Source organism: Stenotrophomonas sp. 78350_Sma (assembly GCF_056482105.1).
This window is the reverse complement of the sequence record NZ_CM151182.1, coordinates 3,839,356-3,866,284: the sequence shown is the minus strand read 5'-3', so window position 1 is coordinate 3,866,284 and position 26,929 is coordinate 3,839,356. Positions and strand designations below refer to the sequence as shown.

The following is a 26,929-nucleotide window of genomic DNA, read 5'->3' as shown; positions in this document are numbered from 1 at the left end:
CCGATCCTGCAACAGCCGTGGCAACCTGACAAGTGCCATTTAGTTCGATCCAAATGCGGCAAATATCGCGGTCGGCAGGATTCCGGTACAAACCCGCACGGGCGACCGGGGCTTCCACGCAGGCAGACCGCCCCGGGTGCCGTGCAACACCACGCGGAATCGGCCCGCGGCGCCCAAAGACCTGTTGCGGCGCCATGTCAGGGCAGCCCGGATGCTAGAATCACAGGCCTCGCAACCCGTTCATCGACATCCGCCATGAGCCATACCGCCACCGCGCCCGCCAACGCCGAGAAGCGCTACACCGTGCACCGCGGCGATCTTCCGCTGAGCTGCCCGACCCCGGAAATGGCGCTGTGGAACTCGCATCCGCGCGTGTACTTGCCGATCGAAGACGAGCCCAACGGCGAAGCGCAGTGCCCGTACTGCGGTTCCGTGTTCGTGCTGGCCGACTAAGCGGTCGCCCCCTCGATGCGCCGATTGACCGTGGTGCAGTTGCTGCCGGCGCTGCACTCCGGTGGTGTCGAGCGCTCGACCCTGGAAATCGCTGCGGCCCTGGTGGCCGCCGGCCATCGCGCGCTGGTGGTTTCCGCCGGTGGCCGCCTGGTGCAGCCGCTGCTCGATAGCGGTGCCGAGCACCTCACCCTGGACATCGGCCGCAAGTCGCTGCTGACCCTGCGCCATCTGCCGACCCTGCGCCGCTTGTTCGCCGAGGTTGGCGCGGACATCGTGCATGCCCGCTCGCGCCTGCCGGCATGGCTGGGCCTGTACGCGATCCGCGCCCTGCCTGCCACGCAGCGCCCGCACTGGGTGACCACCGTGCACGGGCTGAATTCGCCCAGCCGCTACAGCGCAGTGATGACCAGCGGCGAACGCGTGATCTGCGTGTCCAACACCGTGCGCGATTACGTGCAGCGGCACTACCCGACCGTGCCCGAACAGGCGCTGCAGGTGATTCCGCGAGGCGTCGATGTGGCCCAGTTCCCGCGCGTGGCGCGTGCCGATCGCCGTCCGCGGTTGGCGCTTGCGGCAGATTACCCGTGGCTGGCGCAGGTTGAAGGCCCATTGCTGCTGTTGCCGGGGCGGGGCACCCGCCTGAAGGGCCATGCCCACGCATTGCAGCTGCTGGCGGATGTGCGCGCCGCTGGCGTGCCGGCACAGTTGTGGATGCTGGGTACCGATGAACCCGGCCGTGAAGCCTACGTGGCCGACCTGCGCCGGCAGGCGGCCGCGCTCGGCGTGGCCGGGGTCGTGCACATCAGCACACCGACCGCGCGCATCGCCCAGGCCTACGCGGCCAGCGACCTGGTGCTGCAGCTGTCGGACAAGCCCGAAGCGTTCGGCCGCACCGTGGTCGAGGCGCTGTCGGTGGGCCGCCCGGTGCTGGGCTGGGACCATGGTGGCGTCGGTGAGCTGCTTCGGCAGCTGCAACCCGCAGGTGCCGTGCCGCTCGGCGACGCGCGCGCATTGGGTGAACGTGCGCTGGCCCTGCTGGCCCAGCCCCCGTCCTTGCCGACCCGCATCCCGTTTACCCTGCAGGCCATGCAGCGCGATACCCTCCGCCTCTATGCCGACCTCGCCGGCTGACCCTGCCGTCATCGCGCGTGACGACCGCGCCGGACGCTGGGCGCCCTGGTGGGTGCTGGCGTACGTGGCGATGTGGCCGTTGCCGGGCATCGCCGAAACCGTGTTGGGCCTGGGCGCGCTGTACGCCGCGGCGCGCATGGTGATGCGCCGCCTGCAACGCCGCCCGCATCTGTTGAGCACGGCGGCCTGGGCACTGACGTCGATCCTGTTCCTCGGGTACTGGCTGCCGCAGGCATTTTCCGCATTCGATGCGATCGATCCGGCGTCCTCGTGGACCAAAGCTGCTGCGGGCCTGCGCTATCTGCCCTTCATGTGGCTGGTGGCGATCGCGGTGGCCACGCCGGAGCGGCGGCGGCTGACCTTCGCAGGGCTGGCGCTGATCACCGGCGCATGGACCCTGGATGCGCTGGTGCAGGCCGTGGCCGGCACCAGCCCATGGTTCTGGTCACTGGAACACCTGAAGCTGGCGGTCAGTGGCCACGCGCTGTGCCCGGCCGATGAGGCCGCACTGGCCGACCGCCTCAGCGGCGCACTGGGACCGTGCAACCTGAAGTTCGGCCAGGTGCTGGCCAGCCTGTCGCCGTTCCTGCTGCTGCCTGTCGCGCGGCGCTTTGGCAATGTGGGCTGGCTGCTGGCTGCCGCAGCGCTGGGCAGCGTGTTGCTGCTGGCCGGTTCGCGCGCCTCGTGGATCACCTTCGCGCTGGTGCTGGCCTACAGCGGTGTGCGCCAGTTCGGCTGGAAACGGCTGGCCGCGCTGGCGCTGGTGGCGGTGCTCGGCGCCGGCGCGCTGACCGCCAGCGTGCCGCAGCTGCGCGAGCGCTTCGCGCGTACGGCCATGGCCCTGGATGGGGGCGAGCGTGGTGTCGACGAGGCCCTGTCGGGGCGCGCGCGGATCTGGGAAGCTGCCGCCTGCATGATTGAAGAGCACCCGATCAATGGCGTGGGTGCGCGTGGTTTCCGCGACGCTTATCCCGCTTGCGTGGCGGAGGATGGGCCGGCGGTGTGGGGCAATGCCCCGGCGTTGCATGCGCACCAGATCGTGCTGGAAATCCTCGCAGAGACCGGAGTGATTGGCCTGTTGCTGTGGCTGGCGGCCGTGGCCCAGGCCTGGCGTGCATGGCGCTACGCGCCGGCGATTGCCCGCGAACGCGCGCGTCCGGCGATGCTGGCGCTGGCGGTGACCGTGTTCCCGCTGAACACCCATCTGGCGTTCTATTCGGCCTTCTGGGGTGGCCTGACCGTATTGCTGGCCGCGCTGTTCGCCGGCAGCCTGTTGGCCCGCGATGCGGACGACACGCCTTCCGTGGCGTGATCGTCCATCCACGCATGGCGTGGCTCTACTGCACGTACCGAACAAGCGTCCCCATGGTGGATCCACGCCATGGCGTGCATGGGGCGGTCACCGAACGAACGTCGCCGTAGTAGATCCACGCCATGCGTGGATGGGGCTTTACCGACGCAAACACGCGCCAACCTCCACTAGTCGTGCCTCCGTGTGTATCGCAGGCTGAGGCCATGGCCAGCCCAAGACTCCGCTACGGTCGTTACTCCTGCACCGGTAACGTCTATTCATTGACTACGGTAACCCTCGATCGTGAACCCTTCTTTGCCGATGCTTCCAACGTAGCGAGTCTGGTTGATGCGCTGCGCTTCGTAGAGCGCAGGGGCTTCAGCCACAGTCTCGCCTGGGTGGTGATGCCCGACCATCTACACTGGCTGATGGAACTGCGCAGTGGAACCTTGGCCGAGTGCATGTCCCTTCTGAAGTCACGCAGCAGCAGGCTGCTGAACCGGCGGCAGGAGCGGCAGGGCGCGCTGTGGCAGCACGGCTATCACGACCATGCAGTGCGGACCGACGAATCACTTCACGAGAAGGCGATGTACATCCTGGCCAATCCGGTCCGTGCGGGCTTGGCGTGCGTGGTGGGGGAGTACCCGTACGCCTGGTGCCGCTGGCCGTTGTGAATCCCGGCACGGGATCGAAGAGCATCCACGCATGGCGTGGATCTACTTCAGAATGTCCCGCGCCATTAAATCCACGTCATACGCGGATGAAGCCGCACAGGGCAGTAAATCCACGCCAAGCGTGGATGAAGCCATCCCGCCCACCGTTACTTGTAAAAATCGCTCCGCCCGCCCGGTTGGCGCTTGAATCGGCGATGGATCCACAGGTACTGGTCGGGCGCTTCGCGCACCATCTCTTCGATGGCCTGGTTGACCCGCGTGGTATCGGCTTCCACGTCCTCGCTGGGGAAATTCTCCAGCGGCGCGCCGATCTTCAGGAAGTACGTCCCGCCTTCGCGGCGATGGAAATACGGGATCACTGCGCAGCCGGTCATCCGCGCCAGCTGGTGGGTAGCGGTGATGGTCGAGGCGGTATGGCCGAAGAACGGTACGAACACGGTGTCCTTGCCGCGCATGTCCTGGTCGGGTGCATACCAGAGGAAGCCCCCCTTTTTCAGGTGGCGCACGGTAGCGCGGATGTCCTCATTGGCGAACATGGCCTTGGCATAGCGCAGGCGGCCGAACTTCACCGCCCACTCGTACACCGGGTTCTTGTGCTTGCGGTACATGCCTGAGAGATCAACGTAGTCGCACAGCAGGCGCCCACACATTTCCAGGGTCATGAAGTGGCCGGACACCAGCAGCACGCCACGACCTTCCGCCTGCATCTGCCGCAGATGTTCCAGTCCTTCGATCTGCACCTGCGGGCGGATGCTGTCGATGCTTCCCCACCAGGCGCGGATGCACTCGAACACACCCACGCCCAGGGCATCGAAACTGTCGCGCACCAGGCGCTGGCGCCAGGCCTCGTCCTTCTCGGGGAAGCACAGCTGCAGGTTGACCTCGGCGGCGCGGCGACGGCTGCCCAGCAGGCGCCAGGTGATCCAGCCGACGCCCCGGCCCAGCGCACGCTGCAGCATCCACGGCAGGCGGGCGATGGCGAAGGCGCCCAGCATGGCGGCGAACATCGGCCAGTTGCGGGGATCGCGCAGCGACGGGCGGACGGCGGTGGTGGCATCGGACATTGGGCCATTCTACCAAGGCAGCCGCGTGTCTTTCCCGGGGGGCTCCCGTATCCTTGCCGAATGCGTAAAGACCCTGTCGAATGGATCCTGCGCGGCCTGTACTCGGTCGTGCTCTACATCCTGCTGCCGATCACCGTGTACCACCTGGTCTGGCGCGGCTTCCGGGTACGTGAATACTTCCGGCGCTGGGACGAGCGCTATGCCTCCTATCCGCAGCCCACCGGCCAACCGCGGGTCTGGCTGCACGCGGTCTCGGTGGGCGAAGTCAATGCCGCTGCGCCGCTGGTGAACGCGCTGCGCAAGGAGCGCCCGGACATCCGCTGGGTCATCACCACCATCACCCCGACCGGCTCCGAACGCGTGCGTGCGCTGTGGGGCGATGCACTGGACCACGTCTACCTGCCGTATGACGTGCCCGGCAGCGTCAACCGCTTCCTCGGCCACTTCCAGCCCAGCCTGGCGCTGATCCTGGAAACCGAACTGTGGCCGAACATGCTGTTCGGCTGCCGTGACCGTGGCATTCCGGTCTACATCCTCAACGCGCGCCTTTCGGCACGTTCGCTGCGGGGCTACCGGCTGCTGGCGGCGTTGATCCGCCGCGCGCTGCGCACGGTCACCTGCGTGGCCGCGCAGTCGCAGGACGATGCCGAGCGTTTCGTGCAGCTGGGCGCCGCGCCGGAGCAGGTGCAGGCGCTGGGCAACCTGAAGTTCGACATCACTACGCCGGACGTGCAGGGCTTCGTCGAGCAGTTCCATGCACGCGTGCCGGCCCGGCGGCCGGTGTGGATCGCCGCCAGTACCCATGATGGTGAAGAACAGGCGGTGATCGATCTGCACCGGCGCCTGCGCCAGCAGCACCCCGACCTGTTGTTGCTGTGGGCGCCGCGGCATCCCGAGCGCTTCCCGAAGGTGGAGGCACTGGCGCGGGAGCAGGGCTGGAACGTGGCAACCCGGCGCGCGAAGCAGTGGCCGGAGGTTGAAACCGATGTGTTCGTCATCGATACCCTGGGCGAGCTGATGCCGTTCTATGCCTGCGCGCAGGTGGCGTTTGTCGGTGGCAGCCTGCAGCCGATCGGTGGCCACAACCTGCTGGAGCCGGCGGCGATGGGCACCGCTGCGGTGACAGGCCCGCACCTGCACAACTTCTCGGAAATTTCCCGGCGCATGCGCGAGGCAGGCGCGCTGTTGATCGGCGAAGACGTGCAGGCGGTCGGCGAACTGCTGCAGCACCTGCTCGAAGACCCGCAGGCACGCGAGGACATGGCGCGGGCAGGCTGCACGCTGATCAGCAATGGACGCGGTGCCCTGCAGCGTACGCTGGCGCTGGTCGGACCGCACCTGCCGCCACCCTGCCGCTGAGTTCGAGGGGCCGGCGCGCGCGACGCGACTGTCGTGAAAGACCGCGTCAATTCTGCTTAGCGACCAGGATCCTGTCGTAGCGGGACCGGAGCTTCCTTGCCAACGTGCCTGCCGTCACATCGTGGTGCGCAGGGCGCGTATTCCGATACCGCCTCCCGGAACAGGGTGTCAGTCTGCTGTCGACCGCGCTTGGGCGGATATCAAGGGAACTTGCGATGGACAGCGACAGCAGCCCCGACGACATCGATGAGCCCGGGTACGGCGATCGCCTTGTGGTGGTGGCACTGACCCTGCTGCTGGGAGGCAGCGTGGTCGCGCTGGTTGGCCAGCACACTGCAGCCCAGGCAGGCCCGGCCATCGTCCTGAGCCTGCTGCTGGCCGCGCTGGGCACGGGGCCGCTGCTGTACTGCCTGCACGCCCTGAACCAGCAATGGCCCACCGCCGATGGCCTGCATGGCGTGTTGCGGGACCGTTGGGGAGGCGTGCCGGCCGTTCTGCTCGGTAGCGCGCTGCTGCTGGAACTGGCGGTGACTGCCGCTGGCGTGGCGCAGTCCATCGCCAGCCATCTGCATGCGCTGCTGGCCGGTTGTGGAATCGAGACCGGCAACGGGATGCCGGATCAACTGATGGCTGCTGCCAGCCTGCTGCTGCTTGCCGTGGTCGGATTGCTGCGGCCACACCGTGTGGTGCTGGTTGCCTGCGTGCTGCTGACGGTGAAGATCGGCATCGGCCTGCTGTTGCTGGTGCTTGCAGCCCGCCATGTGCACTACGCGTACTGGATTCCATGGCTGCCGCCGGCAACGGCACCCTATCGCTTCGGGATCGGCGGTGTACTGGCGGCGAGCGTGCCGCTGTTCGGTGTGTTCGCCACCGTTGGCCTGGCGCTGGGATTTCCTGGCATCGGCAGGCAGGCCAGGGCATGGCCGCCGCTGCTGCTGGCGTGCGTGCTGCTGGCCATGGTGCTGCTGATCGTACTGGCCGCGTTGCAGGCTGGCCTGGTTGAATTTCCGGCCTTGGCCAGCACGCGCCCTCTGTCGGTGGCGCTGCAGCATCACCCTCAGCTGGACTGGATGATGCCCTTGCTGCCGCTTGCGGGAGTGGCCGGGTTGGCGGCGCTCGTTCTGGTGTTGCTGATGTTGGCTGCGCGGCTGGCGATACAGCTGTGGCCGACGGCAGGTGACGAATCCCAGGGCTTCCGGGAGAGGCTGGTGCCGGTCGTCGTCGTCCTGTCGGCGGCACTGCTGGCGCTGTGGGCGCCAATGGGCAGCCTGCCGGTATTGCCTGGCCCGGCAAGCCTGTTGATGATGGGGGCCGTGTGCCTGGCCGTGCTGCGCGGAGGGGCGCCACGATCACGCGCCCTGCCGGTGCTGGCGCCCGTCGCCATCGCCCTGTGTCTGCTGGCCGCCGTCGAACGGATGCGGGTCTGGCCCGGCTGACGGTCGGTGGATGCATGCTTCCGTAGCGCGACCAACAAAAAAAGCCACCCTCGCGGGTGGCTTCTTCGTGACCGGCAGGCTGACGACTCAGTGCGTGGTCGTTGCCGGGTTGCCCGCGTCCTGGGTCAGCAGGCGGTTCACGTCCTGCAGTTCGGCCACGTCCAGCGCACCCAGCGACTGGCTCAGCAGCAGGCGGTTCTGCAGGAAGGTGTAGCGGGCCTGGGCGTAGTCCAGCTGCGCCGAGAACAGGATGCGCTGGTTCTGGATCACATCCAGCACGGTACGGGTACCGACTTCCAGGCCAACCTGTGACGCGTCGTACGCACTCTGCGCCGAGACCACCGCCAGGCGGCGGGCTTCCACTTCGCTGATGCCCTGCACCAGGGTCTGGTAGGCATTGCGGGTGTTCCGGTCCAGGGCACGCTTCTGCTGCTCGTAGCCGTCCTGGGCGATGTCACGCTGGGCCAGCGCCTGGCGCACGTTGGACTGGGTGGCACCGCCAGCGAAGATCGGCACGCTCAGGGTCAGGCCGATGCTGTTGGTGCGCGCGTCCGGCGACAGCGAGCCGGCACCGGTGCTGTCACCCCAGGTGGCGCTCTTGCCCCAGCTGCCGCCCAGCGACAGGGTGGGGTAGTGGCCGCCACGGGCGGCCTGCACACCGGCTTCGGCGGCACTGACCTTCAGTTCCTGGGCCTTCAGCGCGGGGTTGCCGGTCGTGGCCTGGTGTACCAGCTCATCGATGTTGCCGCGGTTGGCGGGCACTTCCGGGCGGAAGTCCGCCGGCAGGCCGCGCAGGTTCACCACCGGCTGGCCGGTCAGTTCGGTCAGGGCCTGGTAGTTATCGGCCAGGGTGTTCTGCGCAACGATGGTGTTGGCGCGCGCCTGGTCGTACTGGGCGCGGGCTTCGTGCACGTCGGTGATCGGCGCCAGGCCCACTTCCAGGCGCTTGTCGGCGAAGTCGAACTGCTTCTTCGCGGCCGCTTCATTGGTCTGTGCGGCGTTCAGCGATTCGATCGCCACCAACACGTTGAAGTAGGCCGCCGAGGTGCGCACGATCAGGCTGTCGTTGGCCGAATCGAGGGTGAAGTCCGCTGCCTTGCTCAGCTCGCGCTGCGAGCGCAGGTTGTTGATCTGGGTCCAGTTGAACAGCGTCTGGCTGCCCTCGATCGTGTAGTTGCGGCGCTTGCTGGTGACCGTGCCGGAATTGGCATCATGGTCCGCCTCGGCGCGGGTGCGGTTGAGCGTGGCCTGGCCGTTGATCTGCGGCAGCAGGGCGGCGCGCGCCTGCACGGCGCCTTCCTTGTCGACCAGCCGGGTCGATTCGGCGGCGGACAGCTGCGGGTCGCCGTTGCGCGCCATCTCGTAGACCTGCAGCAGGTCGGCGGCATGGGCGGACAACGGCAGCAGGGCAGTGGCCAGCGCAACAGCGAGGGATCGGCGGATCATTGCGGCTTCCTTGGACTCAGAGGTGGAACTGGGGTGCCGGGGCGGCACCGCGCAGGTAATCGATATCAGTCTCGAACAGGGACTCGGTGCTGCCGTCGGCCTTGACCAGCAGGGCCTCCATCGCCGGCGAGCGGCCGTGGATCACGAACAGGCGACCGCCCGGACGCAGCCACGAGGCGAACTGTGACGGCACCACGTCGACCGCACCAGTGACACAGATCACGTCAAAGCGGCGTTCGGTCTGCCAGGACAGGGCGTCAGCCACTTCCACGCGGACGTTGGTGCCCAGGCCGGAAGCGTCCAGGCGGGCACGCGCGGCGGCGGCCAGTTCCGGATCGATCTCCAGGCTCAGCACGTCGCGCGCCAGCGCGCCGATGCAGGCGGCCAGGAAGCCGCTGCCGGTGCCGATTTCCAGCACTTCGTCACCCGGCTGCAGATCCAGTGCCTGCAGGGTACGGCCCTCGATGACCGGCTTCATCATCTTCTGGCCATGGCCGATCGGCAGTTCGACATCGGCATAGGCCAGCGCCCGGTGTGCATCGGCGACAAAGGCCTCGCGCGGCAGGCGGGCCAGGACGTCGAGCACCTTGATGTCCAGCACGTCCCAGGGACGGATCTGCTGTTCCACCATCAGTTCGCGGGCGTGGGCGTAATCAATCGTCATGAGGTTCAAATCCAGCGCAGTGGGCCGGCCATTTTACCGGTGCCGGAGGCCGGCGGCGCGCCCAGAGCATCAGCTGCCGGGTGGCCGGGGTCGCAGTGCCGGAAGTCATCGCGACCTCCGGTTCGTTCAGTTTTGGTTATTCAGCCGTTTCGGCCCCTCGCGGCGCATAGGCGCGCAGGAAGAAGTCGATGCTGGCGGTCACATGGGCAAGAGGGTCGCACTCCACCGGTGACAGTGGCATGCCGCACATCATATGCATGTGCACCTCGCCCTTCACCAGGGTCAGGAACTGCTGGCCGGCCAGGTAATAGTCGGGGATGTGCAGCTCGCCGCGTTCGCCGCGCGCGCGCAGGAAATCGGCCAGGGCCTCGCAGGTGCGTTCCGGACCGGCCTGCCAGAACAGCTCGCGCAGGCGTTCGTCGGTCTCCGGCGCCATCATCATGCGCTGGATCGAGATCGCCGCATCGGAGGTGATCAGCTCGAAGAAGGCCAGGCCGATGCCGATCAGCTGGTCGCGCAGCGGGCCGTCCGCGTCGGCCACGAACAGGGCATCGGGCAGCATTTCAATGCATTTTGACTGCACGGCCTCGGAGAACAGGGTTTCCTTGTCGCCGAAGTGGCTGTACACGGTCAGTTTCGAGACGCCGGCCTGGGCGGCAATGGCGTCCATGCTCACGCCGGTATAGCCCTGTTCGATGAACAGTACCTTGGCTGCTTCAAGGATCGCCGCGCGCTTGCCGAGGTCCTTGGGACGCCCGGGTCCGGCGGCCTTGGCAGCGGGCTTGGCCGACGGCTTGCGGGAAGTGGGAGAACTCATCGCGACAATACTAGACCAAGCGGTTCGATATTTATACTATACCGGCCGGTTTATTAAATTGGGCCGGCAGTCGCGGCTCCCCCCTTAGTTGCAACCCTGCGTTTTCAGGACGTTGACCGATGAAGATCGTGCGCTGGATGGGCGGTATGGTGTGGGTGGCTGCGCTGGCAGCCTGTTCGGGACAGGAACAGGCGCCACAGGCGGCCGTACCGGTACTGGTGGTTCACCCTGGCGAACAGGCCGGGCAGGCCCCGGCGGCGTTCCCGGGCACGGTGCGTGCCCGCCAGGAAAGCCCGCTGTCGTTCCGCGTCGGTGGCAACCTGGTCAAGCGCCATGTCGATGCCGGTCAGCGGGTGAAGAAGGGCGACGTGCTGGCCGAACTGGATGCAGCCGACTTCGCACTGCAGGCCCGCGCTTCGCAGGCGCAGCTGGCCGCGGCGGAAGCCGACCTGGTGCGTGCCCGCGACGACCTCAAGCGCTACCAGGTGCTGGCCGACCAGCAACTGGTCAGCCGTTCGCAGCTGGACCAGCAGTCCGCCGCCTTCAAGGCGGCGCAGGGCCAGGCCAACGCCGCCCGCGCCAACCTCGATGTGCTGCGCAACCAGGCCGACTACGCGCAGCTGCGCGCACCGGCTGACGGCGTGATCGCCAGCCGCGAGGCCGAGGCCGGGCAGGTGGTGTCCGCCGGACAGACCATTTTCAACCTGGCCGCCGACGGTGGCCGCGAAGTGCTGATCGACCTGCCTGAAGCCACCATCCGCGACTACGCGGTCGGCCAGCCGGTGGAGGTGGAACTGTGGAACCGCCCTGGCCAGCGCCTGCCGGGCACGATCCGCGAGATCGCTGCCGCCGCCGATCCGCAGGCACGCACCTATGCCACCCGCGTCAGCCTGGCCGCCGATGCGCTGGCCGATGTCGAACTGGGCCAGAGCGCACGCGTCTACAGCAGTGCCGGCCGCCACGGCACCCTGCAGCTGCCGCTGGGCGCGCTGCAGCGCGGTGCCAACGGTACCGCCAGCGTGTGGCTGGTCGATCCGGCCAACAGCACGCTGAAGGCCGCAGCGGTCACCACTGGTGCGTTTGGCAGCGAGACCGTGCCGGTGCTGTCCGGCGTGAACGCGGGTGACTGGGTGGTTGCCGCCGGTGGCCACCTGCTGCGCGCCGGCCAGCCGGTGATCGCCGTGGACCGGCAGAACCGCCCGGTGCTGAAGCCGGCCGCGCCGGCGGCTGCCGCCAAGGCCAAGGAGTAAGCCGGTGCGCCGTTTCAATCTCTCCGAGTGGGCACTGGCCAACCGACCCCTGGTGCTGTTCGCGATGCTGGCGTTCGCGCTGATCGGTGCATGGTCGTACAAGCATCTGGGCCAGTCCGAGGACCCACCGTTCACCTTCAAGGCGATGGTGGTGCGCACGCTGTGGCCGGGTGCCACCGCCGAACAGGTCTCGCGGCAGGTGACCGAGCCGCTCGAGAAGGCGCTGATGAACACCGGCGAGTACGAGTTCATCCGCTCGTACTCGCGGCCGGGCGAGTCGCAGATCATCTTCATGGCGCGCGACAGCCTGCGGTCCAAGCAGATCCCCGACCTCTGGTACCAGGTGCGCAAGCGTGTGGGCGACATTCGCCCGACGCTGCCGCGCGAAATCGTCGGTCCGTTCTTCAACGACGAGTTCGGTGACACCTACGGCAACATCTATGCGTTGACCGGCAAGGGCTTCGACTATGCGGTGATGCGTGATTACGCCGACCGCATCCAGCTGGAACTGCAGCGCGTGCCCGACGTCGGCAAGATCGACCTGGTCGGCCTGCAGGACGAGAAGGTGTGGATCGAACTGTCCAACACGCGCCTGGCCACGCTGGGGGTGTCGATGCAGCAGGTGCAGCAGGCGCTGGCCGACCAGAACGCGGTGACCGGCACCAGCTTCTTCGAGACCGCCACCGATCGCGTGCAGCTGCGCGTGACCGGCCAGTTCAATGATATCGAAGCGATCCGCCAGTTCCCGATCCGCGCCGGTGACCGCACCGTGCACCTGGGCGACATCGCCGAGGTCAAGCGCGGTTTCGCCGATCCGGCGTCGCCGAAGATGCGCTTCATGGGCGAAGAGGCGATCGGCCTGGCTGTTGCCATGAAGGACGGCGGTGACATCCTCAAGCTGGGCGCCAACCTGGATGCCGAGTTCGAGCGCCTGCAGAAGACCCTGCCGGCGGGGATGCAGCTGCGCAAGGTGTCCGATCAGCCTCAGTCGGTGGAGGAATCGGTCGGCGAGTTCGTGCAGGTGCTGACCGAGGCAGTGGTGATCGTGCTGCTGGTCAGCTTCTTCTCGCTGGGCCTGCGCACCGGCCTGGTGGTGGGCGTGACCATCCCGCTGGTGCTGGCGATGACCTTCTTCGTCATGCACTACTTCGACATCGGCCTGCACAAGATTTCGCTGGGCGCGCTGGTGCTGGCGCTGGGCCTGCTGGTGGACGATGCGATCATCGCGGTGGAGATGATGGCCACCAAGATGGAGCAGGGTTACGACCGCCTGCGTGCGGCCAGCTTCGCCTGGGAGTCGACTGCGTTCCCGATGTTGACCGGTACGCTGATTACTGCGGCCGGCTTCCTGCCGATCGCTACCGCGGCATCGAGCACGGGTGAGTACACCCGCTCGCTGTTCCAGGTGGTGACCATCGCGCTGGTGGTGTCGTGGATCGCGGCGGTGCTGTTCATCCCGTACCTGGGCGACAAGATGCTGCCGGACCTGTTCAATCCGCAGCCGCCGAAGCCGGGCAGCCTGTCCGCGCGCTGGCACGCCAAGCGCCAGCAGTGGGCCGACCGTTATCCGGCGCTGGCCAACCTGATCGCACCGCCGCAGCACGGGCACGACCATGATCCGTACCAGCGCCCGTTCTACCGCAGCTTCCGGCGCTTCCTCGACACCTGCCTGCGTCATCGCTGGTGGGTGATTGCCGCGACCATCGCCCTGTTCGTGTTCTCGCTGATGATGTTCCGCTTCGTGCCGCAGCAGTTCTTCCCGGATTCGACCCGGCCGGAACTGATGGTGGACATCGAGTTGGCCGAGGGCGCGTCGCTGCGCTCGACCCAGGCCCAGGCCGAGAAGCTGGAGAAGCTGCTGTCCAGCCGCGAGGGCATCGCCAACTACGTGTCCTACGTGGGCACCGGTTCGCCGCGCTTCTACCTGCCGCTGGACCAGCAGCTGCCGGCGACCAACTTCGCCCAGTTCGTGGTGCTGGCCAAGGACATCAAATCGCGCGAAAGCACCCGTGACTGGCTGCTGCACGAAGTGATTCCGAAGTTCCCGGACGTGCAGATGCGCGTGACCCGCCTGGAGAACGGCCCGCCGGTCGGCTATCCGGTGCAGATGCGCATCTCCGGCGAGCACATCGAGAAGGTGCAGGCGATCGCGCGCCAGGTCGAGGCCAAAGTGCGCGGGAACCCGCACGTGATGAACGTCAACCTGGACTGGAGCGAGCCGAGCAAGGTGGTGCGGCTGGTGATCGACCAGGAGCGCGCCCGCGCGCTGGGCGTGAGCAGTGCCCAGGTCAGTCAGTTCCTGTCCAGTTCGCTGGCCGGGCAGTCGGTGAGCGTGTACCGCGAAGGCAACCGCCAGATCGAGATGCTGCTGCGCGGGCCGGCCGACGAGCGCAACCAGCTGGAGCTGCTGTCCAGCCTGTCGATGCCGACCGCCAATGGTGGCAGCATCACGCTGTCGCAGGTGGCGACGATGGAGTATGGCTTCGAGGACGGCATCATCTGGCACCGCAACCGCCTGCCGACGGTGACCGTGCGTGCCGACATCAGCGATGGCATGCAGCCGCTGGACGTGGTGCATCAGATCCTGCCGACGCTGGACGGCATCCGTGCCGAGCTGCCGAACGGTTACCTGCTGGAAACAGGCGGTACCGTGGAGGATTCGGCACGTGGCCAGAACTCGATCAAGGCCGGCATGCCGCTGTTCCTGGTGGTGGTGGCCACGCTGCTGATGCTGCAGCTGCGCAGCTTCTCGCGTGCGGCGATGGTGCTGGTGACCGCGCCGCTGGGCATCATCGGTGCGACCCTGTTCCTGCTGCTGTTCCGCGCGCCGTTCGGCTTCGTTGCGCTGCTGGGCACGATCGCACTGGCCGGCATGATCATGCGCAACTCGGTGATCCTGATCGACCAGATCCAGCAGGACATCGACGCCGGGCATGACCGCTGGCATTCGATCATCGATGCCACGGTGCGCCGTTTCCGCCCGATCGTTCTGACCGCGCTGGCGGCGGTGCTGGCGATGATTCCGCTGTCGCGCAGCGCGTTCTATGGCTCGATGGCGATCTCGATCATGGGCGGCCTGATCGTGGGCACGGTGCTGACCCTGGTGTTCCTGCCGGCGCTGTACGCGGCGTGGTTCCGGGTGAAGCCGGATGAATCCGGGGCGTGATGCCCCGGGTTCTGCGGCCACCGCCCTGGTAGGTGCCAACCTTGGTTGGCACTGCGGCATGCATCCACGCATGGCGTGGATCTACTGGAGCAGGTCTTTGCCCTGGTAGGTGCCAACCTTGGTTGGCACTGCGGCATGCATCCACGCATGGCGTGGATCTACTGGAGCAGGTCTTTGCCCTGGTAGGTGCCAACCTTGGTTGGCACTGACGCATGCATCCACGCACGGCGTGGATCTACTGCAGCTGGACTTTGACTTGCGCACGCATCCACGCATGGCGTGGATCTACTGCAGCTGCAGGCCGCTCCGCAGCACCGGCAGCAGCCATTCGATGAACACCTGCACGCGTTGTGCGCGGTGTTGCCGATGCGGTTGCAACAGAGTCACCGGCAAGCGCTGCGCTACATGCTGCGGCATCACCTCCACCAATGCGCCTGACTGCAGTTCGGCCTGCACGTCGTAGCGCGGAATCTGCAAAAGCCCCAGCCCGGCCACACAGCACGCGATCGACGCTTCTGCACTGTTCACCCGCACCCAGCCGGGCATCGGCAATGTGCGCAGCTGCGTGCCCTCCTGCCACTCCCACGGTTCAACCCGCGCCGTGGTCGGCGAGGCGTAGTTCACTGCGCGGTGCTGCTGCAGGTCGGCAGGCTGCTGCGGAGTGCCGTGTTCACGCAGGTACGCCGGCGCGGCGACGTTGACGAAGTCGAGCTGGCCCAGCGTGCGCGCCACCAGGCTGGAATCGCCCAGCTGGCCGACCCGCAACACCGCATCGCAACCGTCTTCGATCAGGTTCACCGCGCGGTCGGTCATGCCAAGGTCGACTTCCACCTGCGGATACTGCGCGAAGAACCCAGGCAGCGCCGGAGCGATGATGCGACGGCCGATGCGGCTGGGTACATCGATCTTCAGCAGGCCCATCGGCTGCGCGTCGTCCTGGCGGAACAGGGTTTCGGCGTCTTCGACTTCGGCGATCAGGCGCAGGCAGCGGGCATGGAACACGTCGCCATCATGGGTGGTGGACACCCGGCGGGTCGAGCGCTGCAGCAGGCGGGTGCCAAGCCGCTGTTCCAGCTCCGCGATCGCCGCCGAGACGGTGGAGCGGGGCAGGCCGAGCTGGTCGGCGGCGCGGGTGAAGCTGGCGCACTCCACGACCCGGGTGAAGATGCGGAAGCGATCGATCCGGTCCATTGTTCGCTGGCTCTGGAAAGTTAAGTTAATGTGGCGGGCTTTATCCGCATTTTCTGCACGATATCGTCGTCAGGGCAGGGTTGCCACCCCGGGCAGCCCCCTCCCGAGACCGAAGCCATGACCGACCATTCCCTCAAGGGCAAGACCGTACTGATCGCCGGTGGTGCCAAGAACCTGGGCGGACTGATCGCCCGCGACTTCGCCGCACAGGGTGCCAAGGCCATCGTCATCCACTACAACAGCGCCGCTACCCAGGCCGATGCAGAGGCGACCGTCGCCGCCGTGCAGGCTGCCGGCAGCAAGGCGGTGGCCCTGCAGGGCGACCTGACGTCGGCCGCAGCGATGGAGCGCTTGTTCGCCGATGCCGTGGCAGCGGTCGGCCGTCCCGACATCGCCATCAACACGGTGGGCAAGGTACTGAAGAAGCCGCTGCTGGACATCAGCGAAGCGGAGTACGACGAGATGAGCGCGGTCAACGCCAAGGCGGCGTTCTTCTTCCTCAAGGAAGCCGGCCGCCACGTCAACGACGGCGGCCGCATCTGCACCCTGGTCACCTCACTGCTGGGCGCGTTCACGCCGTTCTATTCCAGCTATGCCGGCACCAAGGCGCCGGTCGAGCATTTCACCCGCGCGGCATCGAAGGAGTTCGGTGAACGCGGCATCTCGGTGACTGCGATCGGGCCCGGCCCGATGGACACGCCGTTCTTCTATCCGGCCGAGAGTGCCGATGCGCAGGCGTATCACAAGACAGCAGCGGCGTTGTCGGCGTTCACCCGGACCGGCCTGACCGACATCGCCGACATCGTGCCGTGGATCCGCTTCCTGGTCACCGATGGTTGGTGGATGACCGGGCAGACCATTCTGGTCAATGGTGGGTACACCACCAAATAATCCAGCCACGCGTGGCGTAGCTCTACTGCGGTGGTGGGTGCCAACCCTGGTTGGCACGGATGGCTGCATCCACGCATGGCGTGGATCTACCGCGCGAGATTCGAACGATCCACGCATGGCGTGGATCTACAGTAGAGCCACCCCATGGGTGGCTGCGCGCAATGTCCGAAGGAAAGGCCGCCACGCATGGCGTGGCGCTATCGGATCAGTTGAGTTTGGCCAGCACCGCGTCGGTGGCGGCGGCGGTGCTGACGGCCTGGCCCTTGGCCGCGAGGTCGGCGGTGAACACCCCGTCATCCAGCACCGCATGCACAGCGGCTTCCACCGCGGCGGCCTCGTCTTCCAGGCCCAGCGAATGGCGCAGCAGCATGGCGGCGCTGAAGATCGTCGCGTAGGGGTTGGCGATGCCCTTGCCGGCGATGTCCGGGGCCGAACCGTGGATCGGCTCGTAGATGCCGACCGCGCCGGGTTCGCCCAGCGAGGCCGATGGCAGCAGGCCCAGCGAGCCGGCCAGCATCGAGGCTTCATCGGTGAGGATGTCGCCGAACATGTTCTCGGTCACGATCACATCGTACTCGCGCGGCTTGGCCAGCAGGTGCATGGCCATCGAATCAACCAGCTGATGCTCCAGCGCAACGTCCGGGAACTCCTCGCGGCCGATGCGCGCGGCCACGTCACGCCACAGGCGCGAGGTCTCCAGCACGTTGGCCTTGTCCACCGAGGTGACCTTGCCGCGGCGCTGCTGGGCCAGGCGGAAGGCACTGCGCAGCACGCGCTCGATCTCGGCCACGGTGTAGCGGCACAGGTCGCTGGCGCTGTCGGCGTCGCGGGTCTTGTCGCCGAAGTAGATGCCGCCGGTCAGTTCGCGCACCACCACGAAGTCCACGCCCTGCAGCAGCTCGGCCTTGATCGGCGAAGCGTGCAGTGCGGCTTCATGGGTACGCACCGGACGCAGGTTGGCGTACAGGCCCAGCGCCTTGCGGATCGCCAGCAGGCCCTGTTCCGGGCGCACCTTGGCATTGGGGTCGGACCACTTCGGGCCGCCAACCGCGCCCAGCAGTACGGCGTTGGCGGCCTGGCAGGCGGTCAACGTGGTGGTGGGCAGCGGATCGCCATGACGGTCGATGGCGACGCCACCAATGTCGTGCTCGCTGAAGGTGAAGGTGTGGTTGAAGCGTTCGGCGACGGCCTTCAGGACGGCCACTGCCGCGGCGGCCACTTCCGGGCCGATGCCATCACCGGGCAGGACAACAATTTCAGCGTGCATGCTCACTCTCGTAACGTTCGATTTCAGGGACACGGCCCAACAGATACCCCAACTGGTCGACACCTTCCAGCAGGCAGGTCTGCGAGAAGCCATCCAGCGGGAAGGAATAGACGCGGCCGTCCGGAGTTCGCAGTTCGCGCGTAGCCACGTCGATGGTCAGCTCGTCGTCCGGGCGTTGCATCAGCGCCTGTACGTCAGCCTCGTCCAGCACGATCGGCAGCAGGCCGTTCTTCAGCGAGTTGCCGCGGAAGATGTCGGCGATCTCGCTGCTGACGATGGCGCGCAGGCCCAGATCGGTCAGCGCCCACGGCGCATGTTCGCGCGAGGAGCCGCAGCCGAAGTTGCGGCCTGCCAGCAGGATGCTGCGGCCGGCGTTGTGCGGCTGGTTGAAGGCGAAGTCGGCCACCGGCGAACCGTCGGCCTGCCAGCGCCAGTCATTGAACGCGTTGCGGCCCAGGCCGGCGCGCTCGGTGGTGGACAGGAACCGCGCCGGGATGATCTGGTCGGTGTCGATGTTGGTCTGGCGCAGCACCACGCTGGCCGAGGTCAGGGTACGGAAACCGGCCATCACGCCACCTCCTGTGCGAACAGTTCGCGGGTATCGGCAACGTGCCCGTTCACGGCGGCCCACGCGGCGCTCATCGGCGAGGCCAGCAACGTGCGCGAACCGGGGCCCTGGCGGCCTTCAAAATTGCGGTTGCTGGTGCTGACGGCCAGCTGGCCGGGTGCAACCAGGTCACCGTTCATGGCGATGCACATCGAGCAGCCCGGCTCGCGCCACTCGGCACCGGCCGCGCGCACGATCTCGTGGATGCCTTCGGCCTCGGCCTCGCGCTTGACGATCTCCGAGCCCGGCACCACCAGCATGCGCACCCGCTCGGCGACGCGACGACCGCGCAGTACCTGCGCCACTTCGCGCATGTCGCTCAGGCGGCCGTTGGTGCACGAGCCGACGAACACCACGTCCACCGGGGTACCGGCCAGCGCTTTGCCCGACTGGAAGTGCATGTAGTCCAGGCCCTTCTGTGCGGCCGCATCGTTGGCGGCGGGGATCGGCGCATCCACCGCGATGGCGGTACCCGGATGCGTGCCCCAGGTCAGGGTCGGGCGGATGTCGGCGGCGTCGATGTGCACTTCGCTGTCGAAGCGTGCGCCGTCATCGCTGCGCAGCTGCTGCCAGCGTGCGACGGCGGCGTCGAAGTCGGCGCCCTTGGGGCCACGCGGCGTACGGGCAACGAAGTCGAAGGTGACCTGGTCCGGCGCCACCATGCCGGCACGTGCGCCGGCTTCGATCGACATGTTGCACAGGGTCATGCGCTGTTCCATGGTCATCGCTTCGATGGTGCTGCCACGGAACTCGATGACGTGGCCGGTGCCACCGTTGACGCCGATCACGCCGATGATGTGCAGCACCACGTCCTTGGCGCCGACGCCAGGCGCCAGCAGACCATCAACGGTGATCGCGAATGTCTTCGCCTTGCGCTGCAGCAGGCACTGCGTGGCCAGCACGTGGCCGACTTCGCTGGTGCCGATGCCGAAGGCCAGCGAACCGAACGCACCGTGGGTGGAGGTATGGCTGTCGCCGCAGACGATGGTCATGCCCGGCTGTGTGAAGCCCTGTTCCGGCGCGATCACGTGGACGATGCCGCGGTTGTCCGAAGCCATGTCGAACAGCTCGATGCCGTGCTCGGCGCAGTTGCGTGCCAGCGTGGCGACCTGTGCCTCGGAGGCGGCGCTGGCATAGGGCAGCGTGCCGTCGGCTGCGGCCGGCAGGGTCGGCGTGGAGTGATCCATCGTCGCCTTGGTGCGGTCCGGGCGGCGCGGCGACAGACCGCGTTCGCGCAGCTCGGTGAACGCCTGCGGCGAGGTGACCTCGTGGATCAGGTGCAGGTCGATGTACAGCACGGCGGGCGCGCTGTCGGATTCGGGAACCACCACGTGGGCGTCCCACAGTTTGTCGTACAGGGTGCGGGGTGCGGAAGTCATGCGTGTGCCTGGCAGAAGTACGAAGGTGCGGACATCAGGAAAGATAGCGAAAAGGTCATGTCAGCGACGGCGGGCGAGGACCCGCAGGCGCACGTAGTCGGCCAGCGGCTGACCCGCGGCATTGCGCGGCAGCTCGGCCAGCAGAGCAGCGGCGGCCTCGCGCACGGTGGCGCGTGCCTCGGCCGGCAGGTCGTCCAGCAGTGGTGCGGCGAATACCCGCAGCCAGCCGGCCACACCGGTCGGCAATGCGGTAGGGCGTGGCGTGCACTCGATCAGCTGCACCTGGAAGCCATGCTGGCGCAGGCGGTCGGCGTAGGCATCGGCCGTCGGGAAGTACCACTGGAACGCGCTGGCGCCGTGGCCATGAGCCACGCGTGCGGCCTGTACCGCCGCGATGATCGTGGCCACGTTGCCATGGCCGCCGAACTCGGCGACGAAACGGCCTCCGGGGCGCAGGGCACGGCGCACGCCTTCCAGCACGCGGTCCGGAGTCGTCATCCAATGCAATGCCGCATTGCTGAACACCGCATCGAACGTGCTGTCGAACGACAGCGCGTGGCCGTCCATCACCTGCGCGTCGACACCGCGCGCACGGGCGGCGATCACCAGTTCCGGCGAGGCATCCACACCGTGGATGCGTGCGCCGCTCAGCGCCAGCTCGGTGCTGAGTACGCCATCGCCACAACCCAGGTCGAGGATGCGCTCACCGGCGCGCGGATCGAGCAGGCGCGCCACCGCGCCGCCGAGCAGCGGCACGAAGCCGGCATCGATCGCATAGTCCTGGGCGTTCCACTGCTGGCCAGCGGCGCTGGCCGGGGTGGGGGTGTCGAAGGCGCTCATGGCAGGTTCCTCAGGCGGTGGCGGGGGTGGGAACGTCGGTGCTGCTGTGGGCGGCGGCCTGGCGCTGGCGCAGCAGGCGGTTGGCGACATCCAGCCAGGCCAGCGCGGACGCTTCGATGATGTCCTTGCTGGTGCCGGTGCCGTCGTACTCCACGCCCTCGTGGCGCACGCTCAGGTTGGCTTCGCCACGTGCATCGGCGCCGATGCCGACGCTGTGCACGTGGTAGCTGTCCAGCATCAGCTGCACGCCGGTGGCGGCCGACAGCGCGCCGAACAGCGCATCGACCGGGCCGTCGCCCTGCGCGGTCTCGGCCACGCGGTTGCCGTCCGGATCGGACAGTTCGACCAGCGCGTTGGCGCGGCTGCCAACATCACTGATGGTCATCGACGCCAGGCGGTAGCCCTGTGCGTTGGAGCCGCCCTGCATCAGCGTCTGCAGGTCGGCATCGGTGACCACGCGCTGCTGCTCGCACAGGCCCTTGAACTGCTCGAACACCAGCTTCAGTTCGTCTTCGTCCAGCCAGAAGCCCAGCGCACGCAGGCGCGCTTCAACAGCGGCGCGGCCACTGTGGCGGCCCAGCACCATCTGCGAGTCTTCCCAGCCCACGTCTTCCGGACGCATGATTTCGTAGGTGCCGCGATGACGCAGCATGCCGTGCTGGTGGATGCCCGATTCGTGGGCGAAGGCATTGGCGCCGACGATCGCCTTGTTGCGCTGTACCGGCATGCCGACCAGGCGCTGCAGCAGCTGCGAGGTGCCGACGATGCGCGGAGTGTTGATCGCGGTGTCCTGCTCGTAGAAGGCCTGGCGCACCTTCAGCACCATGGCGATTTCTTCCAGCGAGCAGTTGCCGGCGCGTTCACCGATGCCGTTGATGGTGCACTCGACCTGGCGCGCGCCGCCTTCGATGGCGGCCAGCGAGTTGGCCACGGCCAGGCCCAGGTCGTTGTGGCAGTGCGCGCTGAAGATCACGTTGGCGGCATTGGGCACGTCGGCGACGCCGGCGATGACCTGCTGGAACATCGCGCGGATTTCCTCCGGCGTCGTGAAGCCGACGGTATCGGGCAGGTTGATGGTGGTGGCGCCGGCGGCGATCGCCACGCGCGATACTTCGATCAGATAATCCAGCTCGGTGCGGGTGGCATCCTCGGCCGAGAATTCGACATCGTCGATGTAGGAACGGGCCAGCGCTACGTGCTTGCGTACCGACTCCAGCACCTGCTCGCGGGTCATCCGCAGCTTGTGCTCGCGGTGCAGCGGGCTGGTCGACAGGAACACGTGCAGACGCGGGTTGACCGCGGCTTCCAGAGCGCGTGCGGAAGTTTCGATGTCGGCCTGCAGGCAGCGTGACAGCACCGCCAGGCTCAGGCTCGGGCGGCGCAGTTCGCGGCCGATCAGTGCCATCGCCTCGCGGTCGGACTGCGAGCTGGCCGGGAAGCCGGTCTCGATGATGTCCACGCCCAGTTCGTCCAGCGCACGCGCCATCACCAGCTTCTGCGGCGGGCTCATGCTGCAGCCGGGGGACTGCTCGCCGTCACGCAGGGTGGTGTCGAAGATGCGGATGCGCGGGGTGGTAATTCGTTCGATGGTGGTCACAGGGAAATCTCCTCGACAGCGGGCGTTGCGGCTTGCAGGTGGGAAGGGGAAGAGGTGGGGGAGGGCGGCGCGCTGGCCTTGGCGGGCGAGCGGGGTGTTTCGCTGCGCCTTCGCCGTGGCTTGCGCGGCGGGCGCGGTCGGATGTCGGTCAGCAGGCCGGCCAGGACGCCGGCATCGATGTTTCCGCCGGAGACCACCGCGCACTTGCGGCGGCCCGCGACGCGGCGGCCAGCAGCCAGCGCCAGCGCACCGGCGCCCTCGGCGATGATGTGTTCTTCCAGTGCCAGCCGGACCAGGGTTTCGCGCAGTTCGGCTTCGCGCACGATCACCACATCGTCCAGCAGCGACGTGCACAGGCGGCGGGTCAGGAAGCCGGGAATCTTCACCCGCACGCCGTCGGCCAGCGAGGCGACGGGGGCGACCTCGCGCACGTCGCCGCGGATCGCGCGTGCCATCGAATCAACGCCTTCCACCTGCGCGCCGACTACGCGTACGCCCTGTGATTTCAGTGCCAGTGCAACGCCGGAGGCCAGGCCGCCGCCACCGATCGGCACGATCACCACGTCCGGCGCGTGCGCGGCCAGCTCGATGCCGACCGTGCCCTGGCCGGCAATCACATCGGCATCGTCGAACGCGGACAGGAAGCGGTAGCCATGGCGTTGCGCCAGTTCTACCGCGAAGGCGTAGGCCTCGTCATAGCTGGTGCCGTGCTGGCGCACGGTCGCGCCCCAATGGGCGACGCCGGCGATCTTGGTGGCCGGGGCACCGTGCGGCATCACGGTGATCGCGGGCACGTCCAGGCGATAGGCCGCCCACGCCACGCCCTGGGCGTGGTTGCCGGCCGAAGCGCAAATCACCGGACGGTTGTCACCGCGCTCACGACCGGCCAACAGCGCGTTCAATGCGCCGCGTACCTTGTAGGAACCGGTGCGCTGCAGGTTCTCCAGCTTCAGCCAGGTGCCGAAGCGCTCGGCATGGTGCAGCGGGGTGGGCGGCAGGAAGCGGCGCAGGCGGGCCTGCGCTGCCAGGACATCGGCAACGCTTACGTCACCGACATCGCTTTCCTGGCTGGTGTCAGCGGCCGGCATGGGCCACCCGCGGGGTGCGGGCGACCGCCGCATGCGGGCACGGGCGACGAAGAAGACGCCTCCGTACCGGCACCGTGGTCGCTACGGTACGGGTGTTCATGGGGCTACTCCTTCCACGGCGGTGACCTGCACGGACACGCAGTCGTAGATCTTCTCGATCTGCCGGCACAGCGTTTCCGCCGGGCGCTGGCCGTCCACCACCAGCTGCAGGTGCCAGCGGCCATCGTCGGCGGCCACCGGCGCGCCGCTGATCGCGCGCGGCGCGAAGCCGCGGCGTTCGGCCATGCCGATCACGCGCAGCAGCGCGCCTTCGGCCGGGTGCAGCACCAGGTCAAGCCGGTATTGCATTGGGGGTCTCCTGGCGGGCATGGGCGGGGTTGCTTTCCAGCATCGTGCTGTTGGCAGTGTTCGGCGGCACCAGCGGCCACACGTTGGCGCGTGCATCGATGGCCACGTGCAGCAGCGCCGGGCCCGGTTCGGCCAGCAGCGCGGCCAGGCCGCCTTCCACGTCGTCGCGGTTGTCGATGCGGGTGGCGGCGATGCCGAACACCTGCGCCAGTGCCACGAAGTCCGGGTTGTCGGACAGATCGATCTCGCTGTAGCGCTCGGCGAAGAACAGCTCCTGCCACTGCCGCACCATGCCCAGCGAACTGTTGTCCAGCAGCACGATCTTCACCGGCAGGCGGCAGCGGGCGATGGTGGCCAGCTCCTGCACGTTCATCATGAAGCTGCCGTCGCCGGACACCAGCACCACCGTGCGCTCCGGGCAGGCGAACTGCGCGCCCATCGCTGCCGGCAAGCCGAAGCCCATGGTGCCCAGCGCGCCACTGGTCAGGTGGTTGCGGGGGTGGTTGAAGCGGCAATGCTGCGCCACCCACATCTGGTGCTGGCCGACATCGCAGGCGATCACCGCATCGGCCGGGGCCAGCTCGCTCAGGCGCTTCAGCAGCGCCGGTGCGTAGATGTGCTGGCCTGGTGCGTCGTAGCGGGCGGCGAAGCGATCGCGGTGCTGCGCACAGCGCTTGCGCCATGCGTCCTGGTGGGCCTTGGGGGAGGGGAAGGCCGCACGCAGGGCGCGGATGGCGTGACCGACATTGCCGGGCACGGCGACATCGGCACTGCGCAGCTTGGAGATCTCGTACGCGTCCGCATCGATGTGGACGACGCGGGCGAACGGTGCGAACTCGGCCAGCTTGCCGGTGGCACGGTCATCGAAACGCGCACCCAGCACCAGCAGCAGGTCACTTTCCTGCACCGCCATGTTGGCCGCGCGGGTGCCGTGCATGCCCAGCATGCCCAGCGACTGCGGATGACTGGCCGGCAGTGCACCCAGGCCGCGCAGGGTCATCACGGTGGGAATCGCGCTGGCTTCGACGAAGTCGCGCAGGTCCTGCACGGCGTCACCCAGCGCGATGCCGCCACCGGCGTAGACCACCGGCTTCTCGGCTGCCGCCAGCGCGGCGATGGCCTCGGCGATGGCCGCGTCGGCCGGCGCCGGCGGCGGTTCGATGCTGCTCGGCACATGCACCGGCAGATGGCTGGCATCGGCCAGCTGCACGTCCTTGGGCAGGTCGATCAGCACCGGGCCGGGGCGGCCTTCGCGGGCAATACGGAAGGCATCGGCCACCACGCGCGGCAGGTCATCGACGCTGCGCACCAGCCAGCTGTGCTTGACGATCGGCATCGTCAGGCCGAACACATCCAGCTCCTGGAAGGCATCGGTGCCCAGCAGCGACGTGCCGACCTGGCCGGTGATGCAGACCATCGGCACCGAATCCAGCATCGCGTCGGCGATGCCGGTGACCAGGTTCGAAGCGCCCGGGCCGGAGGTGGCCACGCAGACACCGACCTGGCCGCTGGCGCGGGCGAAGCCATTGGCAGCCAACGCCGCACCCTGCTCATGGCGTACCAGAATGTGCTTCAGCGACGAGTCCACCAGCGCGTCGTAGAACGGCATGATGGTGCCGCCGGGATAGCCGAACAGCGTGCGGACGCCCTCGGCCTCCAGCGCCTGGGTCAGCCAGCGCGCGCCGTTGGGCGGCGTGCTGCGGTGTGTGGGAGAGTTCATGGGGGAACCTTGCAGAGCGGGTGGGGGTGCCGCGTTGTTACGCGGCTTGACCTTGCAACCAGACCATCTTGGCGCGCAGTTCCTTGCCTACCTTCTCGATCGGGTGTTCCAGGTCGGCCTGCTTGAACCTGTTGTAGTTCGGCAGGCCCGCTTCGTACTCGGCTACCCAGTTCTTGGTGAAGGTGCCGTCCTGGATGTCCTTCAGCACTTCCTTCATGCGCGCCTTGGTGCCGGCATCGATCACGCGCGGGCCGCTGACGTAGTCACCGTACTGCGCGGTCTCGGAGATGAACTCCAACATGCGCGAGATGCCGCCTTCATAGAACAGGTCGACGATCAGCTTCAGCTCGTGCAGTACTTCGTAGTAGGCGATCTCCGGCTGGTATCCGGCTTCGACCAGGGTCTCGAAACCGGCCTGCACCAGCGCCGAGGCACCGCCGCACAGCACGGCCTGCTCGCCGAACAGATCGGTCTCGGTCTCTTCCTTGAAGGTGGTCTGGATCAGGTTGGCGCGGGCACCGCCCAGGCCACCGGCATAGGCCAGCGCGTACTCGGCAGCCTTGCCGCTCTTGTCCTGGTACACGGCCCAGATGCACGGCACGCCACGGCCGATCTCGTACTCGCGGCGCACCAGCGCACCCGGGCCCTTGGGCGCGACCAGCACCACGTCCAGGTCTTCGCGCGGCTTGATCATGTCGAAGTGCACGTTCAGGCCGTGCGCGAACAACAGCACCGCCCCCTGTTTCATGTTTGCAGCCAGCACGTCGTCGTAGAGCTTCTTCTGCACCATGTCCGGGGTCAGCACGGCGACCAGGTCTGCATCCTTTACTGCATCGGCCGGCGCTTTCACGGTGAAGCCGTCGGCCTGTGCCTTGACCTCGGTCGGGCCGCCCGGACGCAGGCCTACCACCACGTCGAAGCCGGATTCGCGCAGGTTCAGTGCGTGGGCGCGGCCCTGGCTGCCGTAGCCGATGACGGCGATCTTGGTCTGGGGCAGGTCGTTGGTGCTCATGGGGGAGGTTCCTTGCGGTGGGAAGAAAAAAGAACGGCCGGTCGTCGAGGTGACGTGCCGGCCGGTCAGGGGAAAGCGGTGGGGGAGGTGCCATGCATCGCACGCGAACATCCGCCACGAGGCGTCGCGGTGGTGTGGGTCCGGGTTTTGAAGTTGGCGGTGTGCATGGTGGTTGCGTCTGAAACCAGGTCCTGAAATGAAAAAACCCGCACCGGGGCGGGTGCGGGTTTTTGATGAG

23 protein-coding genes are annotated in these 26,929 nt (G+C 67.5%); 9 read left to right on the top strand and 14 right to left on the bottom strand.

Going from position 1 to position 26,929, the window contains the following annotated elements:
- The first annotated feature begins 255 nt into the window (after nt 1–255).
- From ACZK4H_RS17850 to ACZK4H_RS17835, 4 genes are all read left to right on the top strand, one after another.
- A complete protein-coding gene (locus ACZK4H_RS17850; protein WP_099551992.1) occupies nt 256–453 on the top strand; it encodes a zinc-finger domain-containing protein in 198 nt (65 codons plus the stop codon).
- 15 nt (nt 454–468) lie between these two features.
- Nucleotides 469–1,584, top strand: a complete 1,116-nt coding sequence (locus tag ACZK4H_RS17845; RefSeq protein WP_099551991.1) for a glycosyltransferase — start codon at nt 469–471, stop codon at nt 1,582–1,584.
- Nucleotides 1,565–2,896 carry an O-antigen ligase family protein gene (locus ACZK4H_RS17840; RefSeq protein ID WP_099551990.1) on the top strand — a complete coding sequence of 444 codons (1,332 nt, stop codon included), beginning with the start codon at nt 1,565–1,567 and terminating at the stop codon, nt 2,894–2,896. Before ACZK4H_RS17845 ends, ACZK4H_RS17840 begins: the two co-directional genes overlap by 20 nt.
- 203 nt (nt 2,897–3,099) lie before the next feature.
- The gene (locus ACZK4H_RS17835; RefSeq protein ID WP_099551989.1) at nt 3,100–3,549 is read left to right on the top strand and encodes an REP-associated tyrosine transposase; all 450 of its coding nucleotides are present in this window, start codon (nt 3,100–3,102) and stop codon (nt 3,547–3,549) included.
- Between the two features lie 146 nt (nt 3,550–3,695).
- Here the strand turns inward: ACZK4H_RS17835 and ACZK4H_RS17830 are convergent, their stop codons facing one another.
- Nucleotides 3,696–4,613 (bottom strand): LpxL/LpxP family Kdo(2)-lipid IV(A) lauroyl/palmitoleoyl acyltransferase, encoded by a 918-nt coding sequence (locus ACZK4H_RS17830; RefSeq protein ID WP_099551988.1) that lies wholly within the window; start codon nt 4,611–4,613, stop codon nt 3,696–3,698.
- A 60-nt stretch (nt 4,614–4,673) separates the two neighbouring features.
- Here ACZK4H_RS17830 and waaA point away from each other — a divergent pair, with 60 nt between their 5' ends.
- Entirely contained in the window at nt 4,674–5,972 is a 1,299-nt protein-coding gene (waaA, locus tag ACZK4H_RS17825) for a lipid IV(A) 3-deoxy-D-manno-octulosonic acid transferase (RefSeq protein WP_099551987.1), read from the top strand.
- A gap of 215 nt (nt 5,973–6,187) precedes the next feature.
- A complete protein-coding gene (locus ACZK4H_RS17820; protein WP_099551986.1) occupies nt 6,188–7,408 on the top strand; it encodes an amino acid transporter in 1,221 nt (406 codons plus the stop codon).
- A gap of 87 nt (nt 7,409–7,495) precedes the next feature.
- Here ACZK4H_RS17820 and ACZK4H_RS17815 read toward each other — a convergent pair whose 3' ends face one another.
- The 3 genes from ACZK4H_RS17815 to ACZK4H_RS17805 all read right to left on the bottom strand — a co-directional run bounded on the left by ACZK4H_RS17815 (nt 7,496) and on the right by ACZK4H_RS17805 (nt 10,335).
- A complete protein-coding gene (locus ACZK4H_RS17815; protein ID WP_099551985.1) occupies nt 7,496–8,854 on the bottom strand; it encodes a TolC family outer membrane protein in 1,359 nt (452 codons plus the stop codon).
- 16 nt (nt 8,855–8,870) lie between these two features.
- Nucleotides 8,871–9,518 carry a protein-L-isoaspartate O-methyltransferase family protein gene (locus ACZK4H_RS17810; RefSeq protein ID WP_049398378.1) on the bottom strand — a complete coding sequence of 216 codons (648 nt, stop codon included), beginning with the start codon at nt 9,516–9,518 and terminating at the stop codon, nt 8,871–8,873.
- A 136-nt stretch (nt 9,519–9,654) separates the two neighbouring features.
- Nucleotides 9,655–10,335: a TetR/AcrR family transcriptional regulator gene (locus ACZK4H_RS17805; protein WP_099551984.1), complete on the bottom strand. Its 681-nt coding sequence runs from the start codon at nt 10,333–10,335 to the stop codon at nt 9,655–9,657.
- A 119-nt stretch (nt 10,336–10,454) separates the two neighbouring features.
- Here ACZK4H_RS17805 and ACZK4H_RS17800 point away from each other — a divergent pair, with 119 nt between their 5' ends.
- Both ACZK4H_RS17800 and ACZK4H_RS17795 read left to right on the top strand, forming a co-directional pair.
- Nucleotides 10,455–11,585, top strand: coding sequence for an efflux RND transporter periplasmic adaptor subunit (locus tag ACZK4H_RS17800; protein WP_099551983.1), 1,131 nt, complete (start codon nt 10,455–10,457; stop codon nt 11,583–11,585).
- Between the two features lie 4 nt (nt 11,586–11,589).
- Nucleotides 11,590–14,751, top strand: a complete 3,162-nt coding sequence (locus ACZK4H_RS17795) for an efflux RND transporter permease subunit (protein WP_099551982.1) — start codon at nt 11,590–11,592, stop codon at nt 14,749–14,751.
- 285 nt (nt 14,752–15,036) lie between these two features.
- Here ACZK4H_RS17795 and ACZK4H_RS17790 read toward each other — a convergent pair whose 3' ends face one another.
- Nucleotides 15,037–15,942, bottom strand: a complete 906-nt coding sequence (locus tag ACZK4H_RS17790; RefSeq protein ID WP_099551981.1) for a LysR family transcriptional regulator — start codon at nt 15,940–15,942, stop codon at nt 15,037–15,039.
- Nucleotides 15,943–16,059: 117 nt separating this feature from the next.
- On the opposite strand from ACZK4H_RS17790, the gene ACZK4H_RS17785 reads away from it, so the two are divergent.
- Entirely contained in the window at nt 16,060–16,833 is a 774-nt protein-coding gene (locus tag ACZK4H_RS17785) for an SDR family oxidoreductase (RefSeq protein ID WP_099551980.1), read from the top strand.
- Nucleotides 16,834–17,038: 205 nt separating this feature from the next.
- Here the strand turns inward: ACZK4H_RS17785 and leuB are convergent, their stop codons facing one another.
- From leuB to ilvC, 9 genes are all read right to left on the bottom strand, one after another.
- Nucleotides 17,039–18,100 carry a 3-isopropylmalate dehydrogenase gene (gene leuB / locus ACZK4H_RS17780; RefSeq protein WP_099603911.1) on the bottom strand — a complete coding sequence of 354 codons (1,062 nt, stop codon included), beginning with the start codon at nt 18,098–18,100 and terminating at the stop codon, nt 17,039–17,041.
- Nucleotides 18,090–18,668 carry a 3-isopropylmalate dehydratase small subunit gene (leuD, locus tag ACZK4H_RS17775; protein ID WP_065200767.1) on the bottom strand — a complete coding sequence of 193 codons (579 nt, stop codon included), beginning with the start codon at nt 18,666–18,668 and terminating at the stop codon, nt 18,090–18,092. Before leuD ends, leuB begins: the two co-directional genes overlap by 11 nt.
- Nucleotides 18,668–20,086 (bottom strand): 3-isopropylmalate dehydratase large subunit, encoded by a 1,419-nt coding sequence (gene leuC, locus ACZK4H_RS17770; protein WP_099551978.1) that lies wholly within the window; start codon nt 20,084–20,086, stop codon nt 18,668–18,670. The genes leuD and leuC overlap by 1 nt, the downstream gene beginning before the upstream one ends.
- 60 nt (nt 20,087–20,146) lie before the next feature.
- Nucleotides 20,147–20,926, bottom strand: a complete 780-nt coding sequence (locus ACZK4H_RS17765) for a class I SAM-dependent methyltransferase (protein WP_099551977.1) — start codon at nt 20,924–20,926, stop codon at nt 20,147–20,149.
- A gap of 10 nt (nt 20,927–20,936) precedes the next feature.
- A complete protein-coding gene (locus tag ACZK4H_RS17760) occupies nt 20,937–22,523 on the bottom strand; it encodes a 2-isopropylmalate synthase (RefSeq protein ID WP_142806696.1) in 1,587 nt (528 codons plus the stop codon).
- Nucleotides 22,520–23,611, bottom strand: a complete 1,092-nt coding sequence (locus ACZK4H_RS17755) for a threonine dehydratase (protein ID WP_099555198.1) — start codon at nt 23,609–23,611, stop codon at nt 22,520–22,522. Before ACZK4H_RS17755 ends, ACZK4H_RS17760 begins: the two co-directional genes overlap by 4 nt.
- A 96-nt stretch (nt 23,612–23,707) precedes the next feature.
- A complete protein-coding gene (locus ACZK4H_RS17750) occupies nt 23,708–23,959 on the bottom strand; it encodes an ACT domain-containing protein (protein ID WP_049445555.1) in 252 nt (83 codons plus the stop codon).
- Nucleotides 23,943–25,679 carry an acetolactate synthase 2 catalytic subunit gene (gene ilvG, locus ACZK4H_RS17745; RefSeq protein ID WP_099555196.1) on the bottom strand — a complete coding sequence of 579 codons (1,737 nt, stop codon included), beginning with the start codon at nt 25,677–25,679 and terminating at the stop codon, nt 23,943–23,945. The genes ACZK4H_RS17750 and ilvG overlap by 17 nt, the downstream gene beginning before the upstream one ends.
- Before the next feature lie 37 nt (nt 25,680–25,716).
- Entirely contained in the window at nt 25,717–26,691 is a 975-nt protein-coding gene (gene ilvC / locus ACZK4H_RS17740) for a ketol-acid reductoisomerase (protein WP_099555194.1), read from the bottom strand.
- Between the last annotated feature and the right edge of the window lie 238 nt (nt 26,692–26,929).

Coding starts and splice junctions, on each gene's coding strand:
- ilvC (WP_099555194.1), bottom strand. CDS start 26,691: ATGAGCACCAACGACCTGCCCCAGACCAAGATCGCCGTCATCGGCTAC.
- ACZK4H_RS17840 (WP_099551990.1), top strand. CDS start 1,565: ATGCCGACCTCGCCGGCTGACCCTGCCGTCATCGCGCGTGACGACCGC.
- ACZK4H_RS17830 (WP_099551988.1), bottom strand. CDS start 4,613: ATGTCCGATGCCACCACCGCCGTCCGCCCGTCGCTGCGCGATCCCCGC.
- leuC (WP_099551978.1), bottom strand. CDS start 20,086: ATGACTTCCGCACCCCGCACCCTGTACGACAAACTGTGGGACGCCCAC.
- ACZK4H_RS17785 (WP_099551980.1), top strand. CDS start 16,060: ATGACCGACCATTCCCTCAAGGGCAAGACCGTACTGATCGCCGGTGGT.
- ACZK4H_RS17850 (WP_099551992.1), top strand. CDS start 256: ATGAGCCATACCGCCACCGCGCCCGCCAACGCCGAGAAGCGCTACACC.
- leuD (WP_065200767.1), bottom strand. CDS start 18,668: ATGGCCGGTTTCCGTACCCTGACCTCGGCCAGCGTGGTGCTGCGCCAG.
- ACZK4H_RS17845 (WP_099551991.1), top strand. CDS start 469: ATGCGCCGATTGACCGTGGTGCAGTTGCTGCCGGCGCTGCACTCCGGT.
- ACZK4H_RS17800 (WP_099551983.1), top strand. CDS start 10,455: ATGAAGATCGTGCGCTGGATGGGCGGTATGGTGTGGGTGGCTGCGCTG.
- ilvG (WP_099555196.1), bottom strand. CDS start 25,679: ATGAACTCTCCCACACACCGCAGCACGCCGCCCAACGGCGCGCGCTGG.
- ACZK4H_RS17805 (WP_099551984.1), bottom strand. CDS start 10,335: ATGAGTTCTCCCACTTCCCGCAAGCCGTCGGCCAAGCCCGCTGCCAAG.
- ACZK4H_RS17755 (WP_099555198.1), bottom strand. CDS start 23,611: ATGCCGGCCGCTGACACCAGCCAGGAAAGCGATGTCGGTGACGTAAGC.
- waaA (WP_099551987.1), top strand. CDS start 4,674: ATGCGTAAAGACCCTGTCGAATGGATCCTGCGCGGCCTGTACTCGGTC.
- ACZK4H_RS17810 (WP_049398378.1), bottom strand. CDS start 9,518: ATGACGATTGATTACGCCCACGCCCGCGAACTGATGGTGGAACAGCAG.
- leuB (WP_099603911.1), bottom strand. CDS start 18,100: ATGCACGCTGAAATTGTTGTCCTGCCCGGTGATGGCATCGGCCCGGAA.
- ACZK4H_RS17750 (WP_049445555.1), bottom strand. CDS start 23,959: ATGCAATACCGGCTTGACCTGGTGCTGCACCCGGCCGAAGGCGCGCTG.
- ACZK4H_RS17820 (WP_099551986.1), top strand. CDS start 6,188: ATGGACAGCGACAGCAGCCCCGACGACATCGATGAGCCCGGGTACGGC.
- ACZK4H_RS17765 (WP_099551977.1), bottom strand. CDS start 20,926: ATGAGCGCCTTCGACACCCCCACCCCGGCCAGCGCCGCTGGCCAGCAG.
- ACZK4H_RS17815 (WP_099551985.1), bottom strand. CDS start 8,854: ATGATCCGCCGATCCCTCGCTGTTGCGCTGGCCACTGCCCTGCTGCCG.
- ACZK4H_RS17835 (WP_099551989.1), top strand. CDS start 3,100: ATGGCCAGCCCAAGACTCCGCTACGGTCGTTACTCCTGCACCGGTAAC.
- ACZK4H_RS17790 (WP_099551981.1), bottom strand. CDS start 15,942: ATGGACCGGATCGATCGCTTCCGCATCTTCACCCGGGTCGTGGAGTGC.